General features: G+C 57.7%; 15 protein-coding genes. 7 read left to right on the top strand and 8 right to left on the bottom strand.

Going from position 1 to position 23093, the window contains the following annotated elements; all coding sequences use genetic code 11:
- Positions 1-71 precede the first annotated feature (71 nt).
- Positions 72-6722 (top strand): immunoglobulin domain-containing protein, encoded by a 6651-nt coding sequence (locus QEH59_RS13320; protein ID WP_308985871.1) that lies wholly within the window; start codon positions 72-74, stop codon positions 6720-6722.
- A gap of 86 nt (positions 6723-6808) precedes the next feature.
- Here QEH59_RS13320 and QEH59_RS13315 read toward each other — a convergent pair whose 3' ends face one another.
- Positions 6809-7423, bottom strand: a complete 615-nt coding sequence (locus QEH59_RS13315) for a transposase (protein ID WP_308985870.1) — start codon at positions 7421-7423, stop codon at positions 6809-6811.
- 522 nt (positions 7424-7945) lie between these two features.
- Here QEH59_RS13315 and QEH59_RS13310 point away from each other — a divergent pair.
- The 3 genes from QEH59_RS13310 to QEH59_RS19015 all read left to right on the top strand — a co-directional run bounded on the left by QEH59_RS13310 (position 7946) and on the right by QEH59_RS19015 (position 11424).
- Complete coding sequence (locus tag QEH59_RS13310) at positions 7946-10180, top strand: tetratricopeptide repeat protein (protein ID WP_308985869.1); 2235 nt, start codon at positions 7946-7948, stop codon at positions 10178-10180.
- Positions 10181-10335: 155 nt separating this feature from the next.
- Positions 10336-11301 carry a hypothetical protein gene (locus QEH59_RS13305; protein WP_308985868.1) on the top strand — a complete coding sequence of 322 codons (966 nt, stop codon included), beginning with the start codon at positions 10336-10338 and terminating at the stop codon, positions 11299-11301.
- 42 nt (positions 11302-11343) lie between these two features.
- Positions 11344-11424, top strand: coding sequence for a PEP-CTERM sorting domain-containing protein (locus QEH59_RS19015; RefSeq protein WP_425609248.1), 81 nt, complete (start codon positions 11344-11346; stop codon positions 11422-11424).
- A 48-nt stretch (positions 11425-11472) separates the two neighbouring features.
- Here QEH59_RS19015 and QEH59_RS13300 read toward each other — a convergent pair whose 3' ends face one another.
- Both QEH59_RS13300 and QEH59_RS13295 read right to left on the bottom strand, forming a co-directional pair.
- Positions 11473-12417 (bottom strand): DMT family transporter, encoded by a 945-nt coding sequence (locus QEH59_RS13300; RefSeq protein WP_308985867.1) that lies wholly within the window; start codon positions 12415-12417, stop codon positions 11473-11475.
- A gap of 21 nt (positions 12418-12438) precedes the next feature.
- Complete coding sequence (locus QEH59_RS13295) at positions 12439-13110, bottom strand: haloacid dehalogenase type II (protein WP_308985866.1); 672 nt, start codon at positions 13108-13110, stop codon at positions 12439-12441.
- Between the two features lie 137 nt (positions 13111-13247).
- Here QEH59_RS13295 and QEH59_RS13290 point away from each other — a divergent pair, with 137 nt between their 5' ends.
- Genes QEH59_RS13290 through QEH59_RS13280 form a run of 3 tightly spaced genes read left to right on the top strand, consistent with a single transcriptional unit; the run spans position 13248 to position 14866 of the window.
- Positions 13248-13586 carry a YbjQ family protein gene (locus tag QEH59_RS13290; protein WP_308952346.1) on the top strand — a complete coding sequence of 113 codons (339 nt, stop codon included), beginning with the start codon at positions 13248-13250 and terminating at the stop codon, positions 13584-13586.
- A 6-nt stretch (positions 13587-13592) separates the two neighbouring features.
- Complete coding sequence (locus QEH59_RS13285; RefSeq protein ID WP_308985865.1) at positions 13593-14087, top strand: YbjQ family protein; 495 nt, start codon at positions 13593-13595, stop codon at positions 14085-14087.
- Entirely contained in the window at positions 14084-14866 is a 783-nt protein-coding gene (locus tag QEH59_RS13280; protein WP_308985864.1) for a M48 family metallopeptidase, read from the top strand. Before QEH59_RS13285 ends, QEH59_RS13280 begins: the two co-directional genes overlap by 4 nt.
- A gap of 28 nt (positions 14867-14894) precedes the next feature.
- On the opposite strand, the gene ruvB is transcribed toward QEH59_RS13280, so the two are convergent.
- The 5 genes from ruvB to QEH59_RS13255 form a co-directional block, all read right to left on the bottom strand.
- Positions 14895-15941 carry a Holliday junction branch migration DNA helicase RuvB gene (ruvB, locus tag QEH59_RS13275; RefSeq protein ID WP_308985863.1) on the bottom strand — a complete coding sequence of 349 codons (1047 nt, stop codon included), beginning with the start codon at positions 15939-15941 and terminating at the stop codon, positions 14895-14897.
- A 108-nt stretch (positions 15942-16049) separates the two neighbouring features.
- Complete coding sequence (locus QEH59_RS13270; protein WP_308985862.1) at positions 16050-16556, bottom strand: cyclic nucleotide-binding domain-containing protein; 507 nt, start codon at positions 16554-16556, stop codon at positions 16050-16052.
- A gap of 405 nt (positions 16557-16961) precedes the next feature.
- Positions 16962-20132 carry an efflux RND transporter permease subunit gene (locus QEH59_RS13265; protein WP_308985861.1) on the bottom strand — a complete coding sequence of 1057 codons (3171 nt, stop codon included), beginning with the start codon at positions 20130-20132 and terminating at the stop codon, positions 16962-16964.
- Positions 20133-21308 (bottom strand): efflux RND transporter periplasmic adaptor subunit, encoded by a 1176-nt coding sequence (locus QEH59_RS13260; protein WP_308985860.1) that lies wholly within the window; start codon positions 21306-21308, stop codon positions 20133-20135.
- 55 nt (positions 21309-21363) lie between these two features.
- Positions 21364-22728 carry an efflux transporter outer membrane subunit gene (locus QEH59_RS13255; protein ID WP_308985859.1) on the bottom strand — a complete coding sequence of 455 codons (1365 nt, stop codon included), beginning with the start codon at positions 22726-22728 and terminating at the stop codon, positions 21364-21366.
- Positions 22729-23093: the final 365 nt, after the last annotated feature.

The following is a 23093-nucleotide window of genomic DNA, read 5'->3' as shown; positions in this document are numbered from 1 at the left end:
AACAGTCCGTCCTAGCTGCGGGTTGCGTGCGCACGCACGGCGGTACGACTACCACACGACATTCTACTACCATGCAACGAAACGCCCTCTTCACGGCCGTATCTCTATTCGCGACTGCGTCGCTCTCGACCACTGCGCTACAAGCGGCACCGGACACGGTCGATACCGCTTTTGCCAACACGGCAGGCCAATTCTTTGAGCCGGCCGAATATGGCGGCGTCGCCTCGGTGCTGGTGCAGCCGGACGGCAAGATCCTCTTCGGCTCCAACGAAATGCCCGCGGTGCTCCACCGCGGCACCGCGCAGGAAACGCCGCTGGCACTTTCCTTGACCCGTTTCAATCCGGACGGCTCGGTCGACAACACCTTCTTTGCCGACAATAACGCGAACGGATCCGACTCCGGCATCTACTACGACAGCAACGGCTGGCCTGAAGTCCACGCACTCGGTCTGCTTTCTGATGGCAAAATCGTCGCCGCGGGCGTCATGCAGGGCGTGCGCACGGGCACCTATAGCAATCCCGGCACCTTTCTTCAGTCCAATTCAATCGTGCGCTTCAATGCCGACGGCACCATTGACACCAGCTTTCAAACCGCCGGCACCTATGGCTGGCCCACGGGCGGCTTCAATTACATCGAGGACGTCACCATCCAGCCCGACGATAAAATCATCGCGGTGGGTGGCTTCGGCGGCTTTCGCGATTCGTCCACGGCTCCCTGGACCACTCGCTACGGCATCGCCCGCTTAAATGTGGATGGCTCGGTGGATACTGGCTTTAATGTCGACCCCAGCGAATTTGGCGCGCCCACAGGTGTGTCTGCCATGCGTGGATTCTTCGGTGCCGCGGCCCTCGATGCTTCGGGTAAAATCTACGTGACCGGTTATTTCGAGTGGGGCTATTCCTATCCTGCGCCTAAGGTTCATGTTTTGGCCCGCCTGTTTCCCGATGGTCGTCGTGACCCTTCTTTCAATCCCACGCTGCCCAGCAATCTGGAGGAAGTGCGCGGTGTTGTCGTCGAACCGGACGGCAAGGTCGTGGTGCTCGGCCAATACGAAAGTCCCACCAGCTCGTCTTGGATGCTGCGCCTGAATCCGGACGGCTCGGTCGATCCTTCGTTCACATTGGACCCTGCCCTCGGAGTCGTTGCGGCACGTCCACTCCGGCGCGATCCAGCGGGCAAATACCTGCTCGTGACTAGTCAAAACAGCACCCGCGACCGCTTGGTGCGCATCCTCTCCAACGGCTCACTCGACCCGACATTTAATGCAAGCTCGCTCTGGACGGACAACCCGACCGGCAATCCGGAGGCCGGTTATTTCTCGAATGCGATCACCGCGCCCAATGGCAAAATCTACTCCGGTAGCGCCTTCGACTCGGTCAACGGCACCCCCGCGGTGAAGCTCGTCGCCTTCGAAGGCGACAGCACGCCAGCCGCGCTCACCTGGTCGTCCACGGCGCCCACTGTCACTGAAAACGCGGGCTCGATCACGCTCAGCGTGGTTCGCACCGGCCCGCTTAGCGGGGCGGCCAGCGTTCAATTCAGCACCACAAACGGCAGCGCCGGGGCGGGCGATTTTACCGCCAGTTCCGGCACCCTCACCTGGGCCGACGGCATCGGGGGCGCGCAAACGCTGGTCATCCCGATCACCCAGGACGCGCTTTCGGAGGGCGATGAATCCTTTAACGTCAGCCTCAGCAACCCTGTCGGAGATCCCATCGCGGGCTCGGCCAGCATTGCGGTGACGATTATCGACGATGAGGCATTGCCCGTCATCACCAGCGATCCGGTCGCCTTGAGCGTAAAAGAGGGCGAGCCGGCGACGTTTTCGGTCGGTGTTTCCAGCCCGGTTCCAGTCACGTATCAATGGCAAAAGGACGGCGTCGACATCCCCGGTGCGACTGCCGCCAGCTATACCATCAGCGCGACCAACGCCAGCTCGGCAGCCGACTACAGCGTCGTAGTCAGCACCCCCGCCGGTTCCGCACCGAGCGCGGCGGCCCGCTTGACCGTGATTCCCCCCGCCGCGCAGCCCGATGCGGGCGTGACGCTCACTGGTGTCAGCACGCCCGGGTCTTTTCAGCTCTTGGCTGACGGCTCGATCCTGATGTTGGATGGCAACTATTCCCTGGGCTACACTCTGCGCAAAATTGATGGCAGTAGCTTCACAGCCGATCCCGGCTTTTCGGTGACCGTCACGCCCGAGAGTGGCTACGGCGCCAGCTCGGCCTATCCTTCTCCGATTCCTTTGCCCAATGGGCAGTTCCTCGTCACGGGTTTCTTTTCCGAGGTCAACGGCAGCCCGCGTCGTCGCCTGGCACGCATGCATGCTGACGGCACACTCGATACCAGCTTTGTGCCATTCTTCAACAGCGGCAGCTTCCCGGTCAACGAATACACCGGCTATTTCAACGGCCTGAGCGGCGTCCACGTGGGCGACAGCGGAACGGTCTACGCCCTCGTGCGCAGCAGTAATCAGGGCAACCGCCTCTTCCGTCTACTGGCCGACGGCTCCGCCGATCCGGACTTTAGCATCGCTTACAATTATAGCACCAACAGCAATTTTACGGCTCTGCAGGAGCTACCCGACGGCTCGATTCTCATTGGTTACACCGCCGGTGGCTACGGTAGTCTCTGGCGCGGCATCCGGCGGGTGCTGCCCGATGGCAGCTTCGATCCCGACTTCCCGCACTACGCGACCAGTCAAAACGTGACCGGCTTTGCCCTGATTGGAAATGACCGCTTTGCGGCGATTCATGGCAACTTACTGACCATCCACAATCTGGAGGACGGTGCTCTCTTGGAAACGCATACATTCACTGGCACGCTCACTTCCATTCAGCCCTATCGCGGACGCTTGTTGCTGACCGGAGCGACCGCTTTCGGTTCGATTGATTTGCCCGGCCTCGCGCTCTTTTCGCTCGACGGCACGGTCGATGACAACTTCCCCGGCGGTGCCGGACCGAACGGCGTTGTGACGAATGCCCACATCGACGACCAGGGGCGTATCCTGGTGTCCGGCTCCTTCACCACCTGGAATGGCGTGAGTGCGGCCGGATTTACCCGCCTGCTGGTCGAGCGTCCGGAAGTCGGTTTTGCGCTGAGCGGCGCGGCTCTCTTTGAAGACGAAGGCTCGCTCAGTCTGGAGCTTGTTCGCTACGGCGACCACACGCAGGCCGCTTCGGTCCGTGTCCGTAGTGTGGATGGCACAGCCGTCGCGCCCGCCGACTTTACCGCGATCGATCAAACGATTAGCTGGGCCGCGGGCGATGCCAGCTCGAAAACTGTGAGCCTCACGCTGGTCGACGATGCGGCGATTGAAGGCGACGAAAACTTTAGCCTACAACTGTCGGAATTTACCGGAGGCAGTCTCGTCTCCGACACGTTGACCGTGACTCTCTACGACGATGACTCCCTCGCGCAGATCACCGAGCCGCCTGTCGATACATTTGCTGTGCTCGGTCAGTCCGCCACGCTCAGCGTCACGGCGACCAGCCCCAGCACCATGAGCTATCAATGGTATTTCAATGGACAACCGATTGCCTCCGCGACCGATGCCATTTATAGCATCCCCTCGGTTGCCGAGGCGAATGAAGGCAGCTACAGCGTGCGCATCAGCAACGACTATGGCAGCCTCGATTCCGATGAGGTCTCGCTCACGATCATCCCCGATCCGGCCGCGCTGGTGAGTGGATACACCGGTATCACGCTTAACAGCGGCGTCGTTGCGCTCGATGCCGCGCCCGATGGCAGTGTGATCATCGTCGGCGGGTTCACCGATGTGGGCGGCCATACAGCGATCGACTATGTGGCCAAAGTCGATGCCAGTGGCAATCTCGATACCAATTTCGTGCCAGCCGCGATCGCGAGCGGTTCCGTCCATGACGTCGCTTTGCAAGATGACGGAAAGGTCGTGATCGTCGGCTCTTTTTACACCGTCGGCGGCCAAAGCCTGCGCGGCATGGCCCGTCTCAATGCCGACGGCTCACTCGACACCGACTTTGCCAGCAACATTGCTGCCGGCACCACCGGCGCCGCCAATGCAGTCGATATTCTTAGCGACGGACGCATCGTATTCGGAGGCAGCTTTACCTCATGGAATAATCAATACATCGGTGCCTACAGCGCTGCGGTGGCCAACGCCGACGGCAGCTACGCGGGGGCCATGTCGAAAAATGACTCGCAAACGATCGGCGCGATCAAAGCACTCCCCGACGGGGGCGCTCTGGTCACGGCCAGCACCACTTCATCCTCGCGGCAAAAGGTTTATCGATTCGACTCTAACTTAGTGGGCCAGAGCTTCACCTATTCATCCGGGCGCACCCGGGTGGATGCGATCGACCTCGCGCCCGACGGGGACTATCTCTTCGCCGGAAACAGTCAGGTGCTCAAAATCAATCCCGATGGCAGCACCGATCAATCTGCTTCGCTCTACAATGCCACCGAGATTGCCGCTCAAATCAACGGCAAATACATTGCCGCCGGGACGTACGGTAGTGGGCGGACCGTGCGCTATCTCTCGAACGGCACGGTCGATCCTTCCTTTTCGGACGGCACCGGTTTCAACAGTTCCGTCAAAGATCTCGCGATCCGCACCGATGGTAAGATTTGGGTCGGCGGCAACTTTACCAGCTACAACGGCAGCGCCGTCAGCTATCTTGCGCTGCTCAATGGCGATCCCATCCCACTGGCTCTGACGGTCCAGCCCGCCGCGCTCACGATCGTTGATCCCGGCGAAGACGTCACCCTGACCGTTGCAGCGGTCGGCACCTCGGCCCTGAGCTACCAATGGTTCCACGATGGTGATCCGCTGGTCGATGGCGCGGGCATTGCCGGTAGTCAAAGCGCCAGCCTGGTGCTCAGCGCGGTCGATGATTTGGACAACGGCGACTACACGGTGGTCGTGAGTAACGAAGCCGGCACCCGCACCAGCGAGGTCGCGCAGGTCATCGTCTTGGGCGCTCCGCAGATTTTGAGTCTCTCCGAGGATGTCAGCCTGCTGGAGGGCAGTTCGCTCACGCTGGAAGTCGAGGCCCTCGGCGCCGGCACGCTCAGCTATCAATGGTATCGCGACGGCACTCTGTTGCCGACGCAGACCGCGGCCACGCTAAGCATTGCCTCTCTTTCCGAAGCCGATGCAGGCAGCTATACCGTGGTGGTGAGCAACAGTATTGATGACACCCCCAGCGCCGGCATCGAAGTCGAGGTATTGGCCAACGCCGCGGCGATCGCACCGGGCTTTACGCCGCCCACAGTCACCGGTGGGGCCGTCAACCAAGTGCTGCCCCTGCCGAACGGACGCGTGCTGGTCGGCGGTAATTTCACCTCGATCAGCGATGGTGTGAACACCTCCGGTGCCCGCCTCGCCGTGGTCGACGAAACCGGAGCCGTCATTCCTGTGACAGGACTCTCCGCCGATGGCTCAATCGAATCGCTGCGCCTGCAAGCAGACGGCAAGATTCTGCTCGCGGGCGGATTTAACACGATCGGCAGCAGCGCCCGCGGGAAGCTCGCCCGTCTCAATGCCGACCTCAGCCTCGACACGGTGTTCAACCCGACTGGTCTGACTGGCTCGTATTTCGGAGCATTCGATATTGCAGAGGAAGTTGGCGGCACGATCATCGTTGTGGGCTCCTTTACTGACTTCGGTGGTGAGCCCACTGCCGACTACGCCGTCCGTCTCAACGATGACGGCTCCTATAACAGCAGCTTCACTTCCGGCGCGAGTAATTGGATCTATCGCGTCTTCCCGCAGGCTGATGGCAAGCTGATCTTCGCCGGGTGGTTTGGTGCTTGGGGTGGCTCTGGAGATGAATACATTGCACGCACCGATGCGTCCGGAGCGCAGGATACCTCAATCGATTACAACACCGGTTTCTTCTATACCAGCGATTCCTTTCAGCTCGCCAATGGCGATCTGCTCGCCGCCAGCTCCTATGGCGGCGGCGCGATTCGCCTGGCCGCCGACACAGGTGCCACCATCAGTCCCTTCCCGGTCGGTGGTAATATTGTGGGTGCTGTTCGTGCTTTTGCCGAAAGCCCCGAGGGCGATATTTATATCGGGGGCTATATGAGCAGCGCCGCCGGGCAAACCGCGGGCCGTCTCATCCGCCTGGACGCGGCGGGCAATCGTGACTTCAACTTCGATACCGGGACCGGCTTTGACAACTACGTCAATGATCTCGCGTTGACCGACAGCGGTCGCATCTGGGCGGGCGGAGAGTTTACCACTTATAACGGAATCACTGCGTCCAAACTCGTGCTGCTCAAAGGTAGCGCCGTGAGCGCGCCCAGTGATCCATTCGAGACCTTCGTCGCCACATTGCCCGCCAATCAGCAAGGCGAAGACGACGATGCCGATGGCGACGGCTGGGCCAACCTGGTAGAGTTTCTCTTCGGCACCGCGCCCGACGATGCCTCCGCTGCGCCCGCTCCATTGCCCACCGGTTCGGTGCAAAGTGGCAGCAGCTTGAACAGCAGCTACGGCTTGTCCCTCAACACGGCCAAAAGCTACCGCGTGGTCAAAGTCGAAATTCCCGTCGATCTACAAGGCTTGAGCGTGACCCTCGAAGCCAGCCAGGATCTCAGCTTCAGCGGCGACGCCAGCGCAACCGAAGTCGGCACGCCGAACAACAACGGAAGCACCGAAATTCGCCGCTACGTGATCACCCCCGCAATCGACGATGCCGCCAAGATGTTCTGGCGACTCAAGGTGACCCGATAATTCCAGCTGAGTTTATCAGAGTAATACGGAGCGTGGGCGTCCCGCCCAACGTTCTTTTCCCTAGGGGCTCGTTATTGCTGCCTGCGTTAGGCCGGAGGCCTACGCTCCTTATGCCATAGACTGTAGTCGCCGAGCTTAAGTTTCTCCGGATTCTTTGCGATGTAGCTCCGTGTCCAGTTCAGTTGCTTTTCCGAGCGAATCAGTCGATCCCAGTAGCCTCGTTGCCAAAGCTTTCCGCCTTGGCCGAGGAGCTTGTTAATCTCTTTCGCGGTGTAGCTCTTGAGTGAGTGCACCACATCTTTCAGAGGGAACTGATCGTTCAAAAGCAAGAGTATATGCACGTGATTTGGCATGACCACGTAGGCATCGAGCTCATAGCGATCTTGATAGAAATAATGTAAGGCGTCGCAAACGATTCGACGGACTTCTTGCTGTCGTAGGACGCAATAGCCGTGCGAGTCGTCCAACTTATCTTCGAGGGGTAAGATGAACCGTCGGTTGTATTCAGCGGCCTGACTATCAGACCAAGGCTTTGGGTTTTGCTCACGCCAAGCCTCACGAAGTTCTAAGATTCTGGCAACTGCGGCTTTCGGCAATGAATCGGTCAGTCGCCAAGTGAGAAAAACAAGCGTGCCGCCCTGATGCCAATGGGGCAGTCGATCCCGATGCTTCTGAATGTCTCGATTCTCATCAAGGAACATGGATAAGGAGCGTGGGCGCCTCGTCTAACGTTGCAAGGGTAAAATGCTACGGAGCGTGGGCGTCCCGCCCAACGTTTAGCAAGAAAGGGTAAATAAATACGGAGGGTATTTATCATTTATCACTCGCAGGATATTAACCCTCCCTGCGTTAGGCCGGAGGCCTACGCTCCTTATTGCGCCAGAGGTAAATAAATACGCAGGGTATTTAAAAACCCTCCCGCCCAACGTTTAGCAAGAAAGGGTAAATAAATACGGAGGGTATTTATCATTTATCACCCGCAGGATATTAACCCTCCCTGCGTTAGGCCGGAGGCCTACGCTCCTTATTGCGCCAGAGGGAAATAAAAACCCTCCGAAGAACTCCTGAGTGCTCCCTCCGCGTCCTTCCAACTCAGCGGTTAAATCACGCCGGAGCCTGCCTCAGATTCGGGTCTGGATTTTTTTAACTAGCATCGTCGCTGCAGCTTCGATAAGAAGCTGACTCGAAAACTGTATTAGCATATACACGTTTAAAGTCCGACTATGCGTTCCCCTCACCTCATAAGACTTTGGTTTGCCCTGTTATTTTGCTCTTCGCTAGTTGCCGGTAATTTGCCGCAGCAGGATATTTATCAGCGGGCGGATGCCTTGTATCGTCATGGGCGCGGGGATTCCCATGATGCGGCAGAGGCGCTGCAATTGTTTTTAGTGGCTGCAGAAGCCGGGCATCCATCGGCTCAATTTTACGCCGGACGGATGTATCAACTCGGACACGGCACCGAGCGCTCACTCTCGCGGGCCGTTGATTGGTATCGACTCGCGGGGCAGAACGGACAAGCACGGGCCTGGAATAATTTGGCCAACGTGTATATCGATGCGCCCGAACTGGCGCCGGAGCCGTTGGCTTTTTTGCACTGTTATGAGCAGGCCTCCCAGTTGGGGATGGCGATGGGCAGTAATAATCTGGCGAAGATCTATCATAACGGGAAGCACGGTATCGAGGCGGACTACAGTCGGGCGCTGCACTATTACATGACTAGTTTGAAGCAATACCCGAACTATCCGGGTGTTTGGAACAACGTGGGGCGACTCTACGAAAAGGGTGGCCCCGGCCTGAAGAGAAACCTGAAACTGGCGGAGCGGGCCTACCAAAAAGGTGTGGATCTGGAAGATGCGGACGCACTCTACAATTTGGCGGATCTCTACTACGACGAGGAATTGGATGCTGAAGCGGATGAAATCGTAAACCTATTGGAACGCGCCGCCAAGCTGGGTCATGTGCAGGCACAATTCCGTTTAGGATGGATCCATGAGAGTGGGCGTTACGGTGTGCGTGCTTACTATAAAGCGATCGCGTATTATGAAAAAGCAGCGGAGCAAGGGCATGGCACGGCCTTGAATAATTTAGCCATGTTGCTGATCAAAAGCCGTCGCGAAACAGAAAATTCACCGCGGGTGATTGAGCTGCTGGAAGCGGCCGCTGCGCTAAACAATCAATATGCTCTCAATAATTTGGGCTACCGCCACGTGTATCAAAAATTCCCAGAGGCTGATCCGCGCACCGGGATTGATCTGCTGATTCGTTCGGCAGGGCTTGGCTATCGTGAAGCCATTTTGAATCTGGGCAAAATGGCTCAAAACTCCGAGCTCCGTCCGTATTTTACACCGACTGAGTTGGCGCATTGGGCACAGGCGGAAGTCGACTTAAAGAAAGTGGCCCGGCAATCGGCGAACGATGCCCTCGAAGCGGCCGATGCCTGGATCCGTAGTCAGGATTACGCGGCGGCGCTGGCCGTGATTGACGAGCATTTCGCGGCCTACACTCAGTTGAAGTCGAAAGATAGCTATAGCTTTCTCTCCCGCATCTGGTGGGATGCGCAAACGCAGCGCGGGCGCAGTGATCCCGAGTGGAGTTGGCGCTTGTTCGACTGGTGCCGTCGTCAATACGACAAAGAGCTCTATCATCTCGCGGACAATCGTATGACCGTGCGGCGGAACCAAATTGCCGGATTAACAGAGGTCGGACGTCTCGGGCTGGTGCGGGAAAGCTGTGAAGGACTGCGCACCCTGCTCAATGAAATTTACGGGCTAACTTTTGACTTCGATTCCGTGCTCGCCGGGATCGATACGACCGGCGCTATTCCCGCCGAGACTCAGTTCGATCTGAAAGTCAGTCCCGCCATGGCCAAGCAAGCCAGCTGGAATACGCTGCCAGGTTCTATTTTGACGAATTCAGCAGCGCACAGCCTGGTGGCGCTGGGGGATGAGCGCCTCTATGCCGGCGACTGGCAAGCCGCACTTTATTTTTCGCGCTGGGTCGAGCTTTGGGCCGAAGAGGTATTGGCCAGTGGTGAGGTGCCGAAGAACAATCCACGTGGATGGGTCGAAGAAACCTTGCAGGACAGTTTGCTGCTACGAGCACGCACCTATGAGCTGTTGGGTGACTTGCCGGCTGCCATCGCCGTCTATGAAATCATCATCCACGATGGACGCCGTCCCTACAAAGGACGACTGACCGACACTGCCACACTCGAAGCCACCGTGCTGCGTTCGCGCCTCGGCGAGTCCCCCGCGATCAGTATCGCAGAACTCGAAGCGCTCGAAGTCAAACAACGTGCAAACCACTTCGACTTCGGCCAAGCCGGCGAGGAAAATCAGCTGGCACGCGCCTGGCAGTATCATGCCCGCGGTGAGCCCGCCGCGGCTCATCAATTGCTGGAGGGTGTGCTTGCGTTTACCGAGCAGAACGAGCCCCATTTCTTCGAATCAAGGCCCTGATTGCCTCTGTTGAGTTTGGCATTGAAAACAGTGATCTCGTCGGGCGGGAACAGGAAATCACCGAAGCCCTGCAACTCGCCAGAAGCCGGGGGCTAAAAAATATCGAGCCCCGGCTCTATGAGCTTTATGCGCGTTTACTGGTCGCTCAGCAACGCATGGAGGAAGCGCTCACGCTGCAGACCCAAGCGATTGAAATGTTGAAAGCGGTGGGTTTGAGCCCGCGGGTGAATCGGGCTCAAGGCAAGCTGGCGACGTATTTCGAATTGGCGGACTATCATCGCGCGAGCGGCTCAGCTGCGGTCGACTCCACGAAAGAGGAAGCTGAAGATCTCGCGACTGGCGTGCTGGACCTGCAACCCCATCGCATAAGCTTCGCCCCGATTGAAGGCCAAGCGCACGAAGCGATTTTTACCCTTTCGAATCTAAGCGGGCACTCGATTCAGCCTCAATTGCAGATCGCATCGACGGATTTAGCAATCACTGCGGTGCCCGGTGAGGATCTACATTTCTCTTTGTCCGATACGAGTTATCGCTCGCAGACCGAGCCGGCTCAAAAGATTGAGCTAGCGCCGCTGGAACAAATTTTGATCCGTTTCAAAATGCCCGCAGACTTGAAGCCTGCAGCGGACCTGCGCCTCGCGCTCTCGGCCCAATTTGAACAAGCGCAGCACAGCGCCGACCTGCTGATTATGCCCGCCACTTCCGCGGAGCGTGTGCACGTGATCAACGCAGCAGAGATTCGGGATAACCCATTTTACCTTATCCCCGTCTTTCACCAAATCAGCCGTCCTGGGAATGCCAGCGATACCATTCAAATACGCACGCGCGCTTCAGCCCCCACCCGTATCGAAGTTTACGATACAAGTGGTCAGTTGTGCTCCGTCGACGCAGAAGGCAATGGACGATTCGACGATCCTGGCGACCTCCTGTTGACAGAGCAAGTGGACGCCCGTTACCCCGTCTTCAGATCAGAAGGCGGCCTTCAGCAATTGGAGTTCCGCTATCAGCCATGGGATCGAACCGCCAACGAGCGCATCGAAATTGACATTCAAACCCGTAACTCAGCAGAGGCAGACTGGGAGAGCGATGTGCAGGATTGGATTTTGCTGAACGAGGGTTGAGCTGGGGCGGTTTGTTTCGGAGGCGATTAGACGTTCAGCACTGTGGTGCCGGAGCCAGGGATCTACGGGGTAGTTGCAGGATTTTGTGTGATTGGCTTAGCTGTCAGTCGACGGAAAAGATAGAGCGTCCCCCTCCTCGGATGGTGCAAATGCGTTTGTACCGTTTGGGGTTCATGGACGAATGCAGCGACCTTCCACGGGGGCTTCTTTGACTTGGGAAATGATGATGAGTGAGGTGACGACGATCAGGGCTCCGATGATGAGGCCGGGGCGTAGGTTTTCGCCGGGGATGAAGAGGGTGGATTCGATCACGCCCATCAGAGGAATCAGGAAGCGAAAGGTGGAGAGAACATTGACACTGTAGAGCTCAATTAGACGATTCCAGAGTGTGAACGCGGTGGCGGACAGGGCCGCGAGATAGAGCGTGACCAAGAGGGTGGTGAGATTGAAGTGGGCGATGTAGCTGGACCAGGCGCTGGCAGAAATGAGCAAGAGCATGAGTCCGCCCAGACTGAGTGAAAATGCGGTGGTGCAACGACTGCCGGCGACGGGGGCGACCTTTTTCAGGAAGGTTGCGGCCACGGCGCCGGAACCGGATGCGGCGAGAAAGGCGAGCGTGCCGAGACCGGCGTTTTTTAAGTCGGCGCCGGGCTGGTAAATCGCACAGGCGATACCGATCGAACACACGCCCAGCAGTATCCAGTGAATGCGCTGAGGCGGAGCAGTCTTGAGTATCATCGGCGCGAGCAACATCCACCAGAAACTGCCCGATCCCACCAGCAGGGCCCCGAGGGTGCCGGTTGAAATGCTGAGCCCGTAGTAAAAGAAGATGTATTGAAAGAAGGTCTGCCCGAGCACCACCGCCATCAGTGGTCCACGTGGAGCTTGCTTGAGTTTCTCTATGATGGGGCCACGACAAAAGGGGAGCACCATCAGTCCTGCCAGTACGAAGCGACTGCCCGCGAAGACCAGTTGCTCGCCGTAGCCGGTGATTTGTAAGGCGGCATAGCTGTTCTTGATGACGGGGAATGCGCTGCCCCATAGGGTGGCACAAATCAAGACCTGTAGGTAGAAACCGACTGGCAATTGAGTCAGTGGTGGCGCTTTAGCTGGCATATGCGATGGATTGGACGCGGTTTAAGCGAGGCGCTGGGCCAATTCTGTGAGATCGCGCAGCACGTAGTCGGGGCGCGCGGTGTTGGGATAGAGCGCGGTGCCGGGGCGTTGGATGAAGGCGGTCTGCAAGCCGACGTTTTTTGCGCCGGCGAGGTCCCATGCGTGCGCGGCCACCATCAATACTTGCTCGGGTTCGAGCGCGAGGTCGTCGAGCACCATGCGGTAGACGCCGCTGTGTGGCTTGTATTTGCGCACGCTCTCGACGCTGTAGCTGTTGTCCAATAGCGGCTCGATGCCGGCGTTGCTTAGTTGGGCTTGGGCTCCGCTGGCAGAGGAGTTGGTCAATGTGGCCAGGCGGTAGCCTTGTTGGCGTAGCTGCTGGAGCGCTGCCAGCACTTCGGGGTGCGGGGGCAGGCTGTTGAGGGGGCCGACGACGGCCTCTTGCGCGGCCTCCGCGCTGAGCTCGATTTGCTGCGTCTCCGCAAGCATGCGCAGGGCGGCGGTGCCGATTTCGCCAAAGCCGTGGAAGTCTTGGGTCAGGGTTTCGACTAGTGAATAATGCAGCATGGTGGAGAACCAGAGCGGCAACAGATCTTCGCGCCCCCCCAGTGCGTGGCCGATCGACTTGCGTAGTGGACGGAGGTCGAGCAAGGTCTCGTTGACGTCGAATAGGAGGACTGTAGGCTGGATCATGCGGCTATCTATGCCTGTTTGCGGCAATCTTCAAGCTGAAGACTGTAGTTTATGTGCTTCATTCGCTCGAGTGTGGGCGTGACAAAAACTAAGAGAAAGCACTCGACTTGCTATGAATTTGAGCGTTATTTATTCGTATGAACTTATCGAGCATTCAAGGGGTGGTGTTGACCAATGTAGAACAGGTGCCGGGCAAGACGATTGTGGAGCACTACGGTTTGGTGACGGGCAATACCGTGCGCGCGAAGCATGTGGGGCGCGACATTGCGGCAAGTTTTAAAAATTTAGTGGGTGGCGAGTTGAAGGGCTACACCGAATTATTGGGTGATGCGCGCGAGCAAGCGACGACGCGGATGGTGGAGCAGGCGCAGGCCTTAGGCGCCAATGCGGTGGTGAATGTGCGTTTCTCGACTTCGGCTGTGGCGCAAGGTGCGGCTGAATTATATGTCTATGGCACCGCGGTGCGGGCAGAGTAAGCGGCCATGGATGATTCCGCAGATACCATCAATTTGCTGCTGCTGATCTTGATCTATGGCATGCCAGTGTTTCTGGCAGTCTTTGGCTTGGTTGTGGGCAGTATTTTAGAACGTCGGCATTTCGCTTCTATCCGTCAGCGGGAGCTGCAGTATGCGAGATTGCCGATTTTTCCTACGCGTTCCGCTGATGCCGATCGTTCTGTCGTGGACGGTCATTTGGTGGTGGCCTCTGTCGTGGTCTCACTGGATTATTTTAAGAAAATCTTAGCTTCGCTGCGAAATATTTTCGGAGGTAATGTCCGCAGTTACGAGAGTTTGCTAGACCGCGCGAAGCGCGAGGCGATTTTGCGGCTGAAGGAGCAGGTGCCTGATTGCGATGCCATCATTAATCTGCGGCTGGAAACGTCCAACCTTGCCAATGTGCACTCGCGCAAGAAGGGGATCGGTGGAGTGGAAGTGATCGCCTATGGCACGGCGATTCGTTACCGGTCGGAAAATTGAAATACGTTGCACGCGATCTAGGGGCGAGTGCCGAAAACAGTAGCGGCGGCGGAGGCCGGGGGCTCGCGCGTGAGTTGCTGACTCTGGCGCTTTTGACGGTATGCGTGCTCAGCTTACTTTATTTTTTGGCTGGCTTGGTGACGGACTTTGCAGTGTCGCGCATTTCGCCGGCAAGGGAGGCCGCCTTATTTGAGGGGCATTTCGTTGATGAGTTTGCCGAGGAGGTGCCCGAGGCCTATGCGCAGCAATGGCGCAAAGCCGAAGCTATTTTAGCCAAAGTGCAACAAGCCACAGGCGTGCCGCCGCTGCACTATCAGCTTGGCTATCAGTCGTCTACGCAGCCGAATGCCTTTGCCCTGCCCGGAGGCCACATCATCCTGACGCAAGGTCTGCTCGACGCGCTGGATGCGGAGATCGCCTTGGCTTTTGTCTTAGCACACGAATTAGGACACTTCGCGGGGCGTGATCACTTGCAACGCTTAGGCCGTCAACTTGGTTTTGGCGCTGGGTTGATGCTTCTGACGGGCTTTCAAAGTAATGCTCTCTTCGATTCAGTCTCGAACTTTCTAGCTCTGAATTACAGTCGTGAAGAAGAGCGCGCGGCGGATCGTTTTGCATTGCAGGTGCTCGATCAAGTTTACGGTAGTCGCGATGGCGCCGAGCGCTTGTTTGAGATCCTGGAGCAAGAAGAGCAGTTGCCCGGATGGGCCTATATGTTTCAGACTCACCCCGACACCGCTGAGCGTATCCGTGAGATACACGAGGTCAGGGAAGAGTGAACCAAGCCTCAATTGGCTTATAGCAGGCTTATAGCAGTTCTGTTTGGGCGCCGCCTTTGGGCTCCAGCCCGATCACGTGCCAGCCTTTTTCTGTCAGCACGCGACCTTGTGCGGTGCGTTGCAGGTAGCCTTCCTGAATCAAAAAGGGCTCATGCACTTCTTCCAAGGTGTGGGCTTCTTCGCCGACCGCGACCGCCACCGTGCCGAGGCCGACGGGGCCGCCGCGGTAGTTTTCCGCCATGACGCGCATGACCTGTTTGTCCATTTCGTCCAAGCCGCGTTGGTCGATCTCCAAGAGTTCCAGTGCGGCGGCAGCGGAGGTTTGGGTGATGGTGCCGTTGCCACGTTGTTGGGCGTAGTCGCGGCAGAAGTTGACCAAGTTATTCGCGATGCGCGGGGTGCCGCGGGCGCGACGCGCGATCTCGGCTGCGCCTGCGGGCTCGAAGGGAACTTCCAGAATGCCACAAGTGCGCTCGATGATGCCCTGCAGCACGCTGTGGTTGTAGTAGTTGAGACGGGTCTGGAGGGTGAAACGACTGCGCAGGGGAGCGGTCAGCAAGCCCATGCGGGTGGTGGCACCGAGTAGCGTGAAGCGGGGGAGGTTGAGCCGCACGCTACGGGCGTTGGGCCCTTGATCGATCATGATGTCGATCCGGAAGTCTTCCATCGCGGAGTAGAGATACTCTTCCACCGTCTTAGGAATGCGGTGGATCTCGTCGATAAAGAGAATGTCGCCCTCGTTCAGGTTGGTCAAAAGGCCGGCGAGGTCGGCGGGCTTGTCGATGACGGGCCCGGAGGTGATGTTCACCTTGGTGCCCATTTCGTTGCCGAGGATGAGCGAGAGGGTGGTCTTACCCAGGCCGGGAGGGCCGCTGAGGAGAATGTGGTTGAGCGGTTCGCCGCGGTCGCGCGCGGCGCCGACCATCACCTTCAGCCGCTCGAGGGTCTTATCTTGTCCCGCGAAGTCGCTAAACGAGAGCGGGCGCAAGGCCGACTCTTCCGCGTTTTCAGGCGCGGACAGAGTTTGCTCGATAAAGTCGGTGCCGGTCGGCGGATCTTCGGAGGAAAAGGACATGTGTGAAGTTTGAAGTGTGAAGTTGGAAGTGTGAGCTTGAAGTGAGAAGCTAGCCGGGGGAAGTTTGAAATGACTGGAGGTGTGGCGTCCCGGCTGGCGGCACTTCGTCTACACCTCCACTGGCGTGCCGGGCTGCTTTTTCAATAACATCATATCGGTGTATTGCAGCTTGCGGGCAAGGTCGCGGGCGAGGTTGACCATCAGTTGGCAAAAGATGTCGGGTGCCTCGCCGCGCAATTTGTTTAAGTTGCGGCGTGAGAGCATGATGAGTGTGCAGTCTTCGGCAGCGACAAAAGAGGCGGTGTTATTGATCAGCGAGAGCATGGCCGCCTCGCCAAAGCAGTCGCCCACATGGAAGCTGCGCTTGCTGACTGTGACCGAGCGATCAGTGATCTGTAGCTCTACTTGCCCCTCTTGAATGATGTAAAGGTGGGAGGGCTCTTCCCCTTCTTTGGCGATGTAGGCGCCTTTTGCGAAGTGAGCGACTTGAAAATACTGGAAAATGAGTGCTCGCTTTTCATCTGTGATCCCGCCGAGAAATGAGATCTTTTCGAGAATCGGTAAAACGGATTCGGGATCTGTCAGTGCTTCGAATTGTGGTTTCGGGGGGATCATGATTCAGCGCGCGACTTGAGGACAAGAGATGTGTCGGCTCTGAATCTTTTGTAAGCAGGCCGCTTCGTCAAGTCTTGGTCTTTGTGCTGGATCTTTCTCGCAGGGGCTTCACTTGTGAAGACCGCGGACGCTCCCCGGTTCTGAGAACCGAGGCTACCTAAGAAGGGGGGAGGAACGTCGAACATTCAACGTCCAAGGTCGAATTTTGAATGAGAGTGTATTCATAATTCAACATTGGACGTTCCCATTTTTGTGGCCTGTCCCACGCGGCCGCTTAAAAGCGGAACTCCGAACCTTAATGAATTGTCACTTCAGTAACAGCAACGACAGTTGCTCTTGTCTGTCTTTTCGTTGTGTTTGGTATGACAGGCGGGGCGCCTGTCTTACTCTTTGAATCTACCCGATTTACTTGCGCCCGAAAATCATGCCGCGCCAGTGGCTGCATGAGTGGCTCAAGCCACTGCGTAGGTCGTTGGCGATTAGGATCATTATAGGCAGCAACACCAGTGTGATGCCAGTGGCGAAGACGACGCCGAAGCCGACGGATACGGCCATGGGCTTTAAGAATTGTGCCTGGGTCGATGTTTCTGCGAGTAGTGGGATTAAGCCTACAAAGGTGGTGAGCGTGGTGAGCAAGATGGCACGAAAGCGCTCGCCGCCTGCACGGATGATGCGCTCGGCGAGTGGGGTGTCGGGGGCTTCGATGCCTAAGTCGTCGAGGCGCGACATCAACACGAGTGAGTCGTTGACCACGATGCCGCTGAGTGCGAGGATGCCGAAGACGGATAGGATGCTGATCGGGATGCCGATGAGAAAGTGTCCGAGCAAGGCGCCGATGATACCGAAGGGAATCACGGACATGATGAATAGGGGCTTGGTGTAGGACTTGAGGGGCACCGCGATCAAAATGTAGATCATTAGGATCGAAAACCCGAAGCCGCGCAGTAGGGATTGCACGGACTTGGCGCGTTGCTCGGCCTCGCCGTAGAGGTTGATACTGACGTTGGGGTGCTCTGCCAGAAAGGTGGGGAAGTAATCTTCGCTCAGTAGTGCCAGGACTTCTTCACTGGAGGTGACGGCCTTATCAATGTCTGCTTTGACGGAGACGATGCGGTTGTTGTCGAAGCGTTCGATGGAGGCGAGGGAGTCGCCGTATTGTGTGTCGGCGACGACGGAGAAGGGCACGGCGCTGCCGTCGTCGGTGCGGATGCGCATGTCGCGCAGTGTTTCTAACTGGCTGCGTTCTTCGATCGGGTAGCGGACCATGACCTTAACTTCGTCGCGACCGCGTTGCACGCGTTGGGCTTCGGTGCCGTAGAAGGCGCTGCGCACGTTGTTGGCCAGTAGTTGTTTGTTGTAGCCTGCGGCCTGGCCGGCGGGCGTGAGCTGCACTTGTATCTCGGGACGTCCGGAGTCGAAGGTGTCTTGGATGTCATGGATTCCTGGATACGTGGCGACTTTGGCTTTCATTGCCTCTGCGGCGGCTTGTAGGTCATCCAACGACTGACTGGCGAGTTGTATTTCGAGGCCTTGCCCGGGGCCGCGGGTGCCGGAGATGGTGAGTGCTTTGGCGCCGGAGATGGGCGGAATTTTGGAACGCCATGCTTTAACAATGTCGCCGGTGGTGATGGTGCGGGTCTCGGATGTGGTGAGCTCGGCCGCGATGGAGGCTGCGGTATTGGAGGAGGCGTTGACGGAGATGTGGCGGAGTAGGGTTTCGCCGGACTTACTTTCCAGCTCACGAATGGTTTGCTGCAGGGCGTCGGCGATCATGTTGGCATTCTCGTGCAGGTAATCCACTGGCAGACCTTGCTCGAGTTCGAGGTTGGCCGAAATGGAATCGCGATAGATGTCGGGGAAGAAGACGAAGCGCAGCTTGCCTGACGGCAGTAGGCCGATGACTAGAATCAGCACGGCGATAAAGGCGGCCAAGGTGACGTAGCGATAGGGAATCATGGCGCGCAGGGCCGGTTGATAGAGGCGCTGGACAAAATACTTGAGGCCGCGAGCGATCGCCTCTTGGAAGCGAGCCCAGCGACGACTGATGAAATTCTTCGGCTCGTGTTTGATCCGAATGTGGTTCAGGTGGGAGGGCAGTATGAGCTTGGATTCAACCAGTGAGAAGATCAGGCAGAGAATCACGCCTGTGGCGATCTGGCCGAAAACATTGCCCATGCGGCCGGACACTTGAGTGAGCGGATAGAAGGCGGCGATGGTGGTGAGCACACCGAAGGTGGCGGGCGTGACGACCTTGGAGACTCCGCGCACGGTGGAGTGTAGGTCGTTTTTGTGATGTTCGCCTTTGGCTTCGTCCTCTTCTTTGGTGCTATAGATGGATTCGCCGATCACGATCGCGTCGTCGACGATGATCCCGAGCACGATAATAAAGGCGAAGGCGGTGAGCTGATTGAGCGAGATGTCGATCAGCGGAAAAGGGAAGGCGGCCAATGCGCCGGCGATCGAGATGGGAATGCCAAGCGCGACCCAGAAGGCGAGCCGTAGATTGAGAAAGAGGGCGAGAGAGATTAAGACCAAGAGCACGCCTAGGATGCCATTGTCGATGAGTAGCTTGAGGCGGGAGCGGATGGACTCGGAGCCGTCTTGCCAGCTGCTGATTTGCACGCCTTCGGGCAGACCATACACTTCGGCATAGCTGGCCACGAACTGAGTGGCTTCGTCGGCGGCTTTAATGATGTCGTTGTCACCCTCGGAGGTGATCGAGAGTCCGACGGAGGGCTGCCCGTTAAAGCGGCTCAGGTATTCTTGATCGACAAATCCGTCGCGAATTTCGGCGATGTCGCCGAGTAAGATGCGGGTGCCATCGGCTTCGGTGCGTAGTGGGATCTTGGCGAAGTCGGCCGCGACATAGGCCTGGTCGCGGGTGCGCACGGAGATGTCGCCACTGTCGCTGCGCACGACACCACCGGAGAGGTCGATGGAGTTGTTGGAGATCGCGTCGGCGACTTCGTTGAATGTGAGGTTGTAAGCGCGTAGTTGATTCTCGGATACTTCGACCGAGACTTCGTAATCGCGGGCACCGCTGGTTTCGACCAGGGTGATGTTTTCCAGTTTGAGTAGATCGTCGCGCAGGGTGCGGGCAGCTTCTTTGAGCACGCTTTCGGCGACATCGCCATAGAGGTTGACTCGCAACACATCGTGCGAGCGTTGGTTTTCGGTGATGATGGGTTTCTCGGCTTGTTCGGGGAAACTGGAGATGGCGTCGACTTGAATTTTGACATCGTCCAGCAGTTTGGTGATCGAATAATCTTCGATCGCGTTTATGGTGACCTTGGCATTCGATTCGGTGGAGGTGCTACTGATGTGGTCGATGCCTTTGATGCCTTGCAAGGATTCTTCAATTTTGATCGCAACCCCGCGTTCGACATCTTCCGGAGTGCCTCCACGAAAGGGAACGCTGACAGTGACGCTTTCCGCGTCGAAGGAAGGGAAGGCTTCCTTGCGCACGCTGATGGCTGTGGAGATCCCCATGCCGAGGATAATCAGCATCAGGATGTTGGCGACGACGGTGTTGTCGCAAAACCACGCGATGATTGGATGTTTTTTGATGGGACTCATTTAGCGTGCTTTCGCGTGTGGTTGAACTTTTTGGCCGATGCGAAATGAATTCAACGGGCGAGTGGCGATCTTAAGTATGGAATCTTTGGATACGGCATCGATATGTAGAATGAGTTCGTCGCCGTCGGCCACCAGTCGGGTGACAGGCAATTGCTGCAGTGTATCATCGGCATCGACGATCCAGACAAAGCGGTCTTCGACCAGTGCGGTATTGGGCACGCGGAAGGCATCTTCAATGGTGCGGGCAGGGATGCGTGCGTCGACGAAGGAGCCGATCGGCAGGAAGGCCTGTGGATTGGCAAAGGGCTCGGCGATTTCGCCGATGACGTAAATGACTTGATTGTTGAGATCGACGCTGGGTTCTGTGCGAGTGATGGTAGCGGTCCACTGTGCGTTGGGCTGAGTGGCTGTGGTGAGTGTGGCCCGTAGGGGGGCTTTGTTGGCCGAGTCCGCAGAGGGGGTCTGCAAGTGGAGGCGTTGCACTTGGGTGGCGGTGAGTGGTAGTCGCACTTCGGCTTTTTCGGTGGCGATTAGGCTGCCGAGGGTGCTGCCGTTATTGACGATGTTACCCGGGCTGGCGCTGCGGTTTTGGATGATTGCATCAAAGGGAGCGCGAATTTTTGTGCGGTCAAGATCCAGCTGTGCTTTTTGCAGGCTGGCTTGAGCGGAGGCGACGCTGGCTTGGGCGGCGGCGAGTTGTGGTTGGCGCAGGGTGAGCTCGCTGGCGTCTTCCAGGGCGCGGCCGGACTCGGTCCAGTCTTGAGCGGCCAGGTCGGCGCGAATGCTCTCCTCGCTGAGTGCTTGTTGCATACTGGCGAGGTTGGCCTCTTCTTGAGCGATTACGGCTTGATAGTCGGATGGATCAATTTCCACCAGTAGCTCGCCAGCTTGCACGAATTGACCTGCGTTGAAACTGGGGCTGATGTGTCGGATTTCGCCGCTGACTTGAGCGGAGAGTTGCGCTTCGAAGAAACTTTGTACGTTGCCGTAGGTGGTGATGTCCGGCGTGGTCGCTTGTGCTTGGACTTCCACATAGCTCACGCTGGGGATGATCGCGGGGGGCGTGACATTGGGCCGCTCGGGCTTGTTCTTAATCATGACCCAGATGATTAGCGTGGCCAGGATGAGGATCGCCGGTAGGAGGACGATATTGGAGATGCGTTGTAATGCGGTCATACGGAATGTTGCAGGCTGCTTGAGCGGTCGTTTGCTTGGGTGTGAGAGAGGATTCTTAGAAGCCTTTGCCCAAGGCGAGGGCGAGGCTGACGCGGTTGCTGAGTCGTAGATTGTGTAAGCTGATGGTTTGGGCTTCGGTGCTGAAGACACGGCGCTGCGCCTCGAGGAGATCCAGAATGTCGATCAGGCCGGATTCGTAGTCGCGCAGGCTTTTGGCTTCGGCGCGGCGGGCGGCTGCCAGTGCTTCCAGACGCGCCGTTTCTTCGCGGGCTAGGTAGGCTTCCGAGTTGAGCGCGTTTTCCACTTCGGTGAATGCATTAATGACAACGGCGCGGTAGTTCTGGTACGCTTGCTCGGCGCGGGCATCGGCGGCTCCGACTTCCGCGCGGCGTTGACCCGCTTCGAAAATGGGGGCGCTGATTTGTCCGGCGAGTGACCACACATCGAAGGCGCTGCGTCCAAGGTCGGACAATGTATCGGAGCTGCGGCCGCCACTGGCGGTGAGTGTAAAAGCAGGAAACAGGTCCGCATAGGCGGCACGTGCCAGGGCATCCGCGGCGCGGATGTTTTGATAGGCAGCAATAATGTCGGGGCGTGCCAGCAGCAGCTCCGAAGGCAGGCCGCTGGGAATGCTGCGATCCAGGGCGGGCCAGTTCGTTGAAGCTGACAGGCTGGCGTCAGGGTATTGGCCGAGCAGAGCTTTCAGGGCGCGGGCGCTTTGGTCGCGAGCGTCTTTGCTGGATTCGTAGTCGGCGCGGGCGCTGGCGGCATCGGTATGCGCGAGCTCCACTTCAGTGATTGTGACGATGCCTTGTTCGTATCGGCGCTGCACCAGTTGATGGGTGTCGGCAAAGCTGTCTCGCTCGCGCTCGGCCAGATTCAGTTGTTTCTCCGCCGCGATCAAATTGAACCAGGCCTGCATGGTTTGGGCGGCCAGTGATTGGCGGGTGGCTTGGTAGTTCGCCTCGCTGGTAAATTGGTCCGCTTGGGCGGCGCGCGTTTGATTGCGAAGCTCGCCCCACAGATCGACCTCCCATTCCACATCCAAGCTGGCAGAAAAAGTATTGCTGGCAGCGCTTGAGTTGGAGCCGGCGCGACTGGCAGCGCCATTGCCGCTCAAAGAAGGAAACAGAGCTCCGCGGGATTTTTCAAAATTAAAGCCCGCTTCATCCATCTCTGAAGCCGCGATCAGCAAGTTCGGATTGTGAGCCCATGCTTGCTCCACCAGTTGCTTGAGCTGAGGGGCATCGAAAAGCTCCAGTAAAGAATCGACCAGTTCCAAGTCCGGATACTCGCTGGTGGCGTAGGTCGGAGCAATGGCCAGCGCCTCATCGACTTGCTGCGCACGTTTTTCGGGAATGCTGACACAGCTGGTAAACAGCAGCGTAAAAGGAAGGCAAAAGTAGAATGTAGATTTCACTGTGTAGTCGTCGATAAAAGTGCGCCGTCAGCGTTGGATCCGCTGCGGCGCCTAGGCTCGCAAAGTAAAGGAGCATTTTTGAGAATTCTTCAAACAATTGTTTGAATGAGATGGTAGTTTTTTCGGATTGCTTGTCTATTGAATCAGGCAAGAGAAAAGGCCCGAATGAAGGCATCGTCAGGTGCGGCGCATAGTTTCAGAATCTTTTAAATTTTTATGTCGAAGTGTTTTTTTGCCCGCGGGCCCCCTGCCTCGATCCAGAGGATCGAGGATACGTAGCTTCGGAACTTCGTTCCGGGGAGCGTGTTGCTGGTCTTTCTACTTCGCACTCTCTACTTGCTACTGGCCCGCAGGGCCCGCCAGCC

The organism is Thalassobacterium sedimentorum, assembly GCF_031127905.1.
Lineage (GTDB): Bacteria > Verrucomicrobiota > Verrucomicrobiia > Opitutales > Coraliomargaritaceae > Thalassobacterium > Thalassobacterium sedimentorum.
Note: the sequence above shows the minus strand (reverse complement) of the source record. Positions and strands in the feature narration are given on the sequence as shown.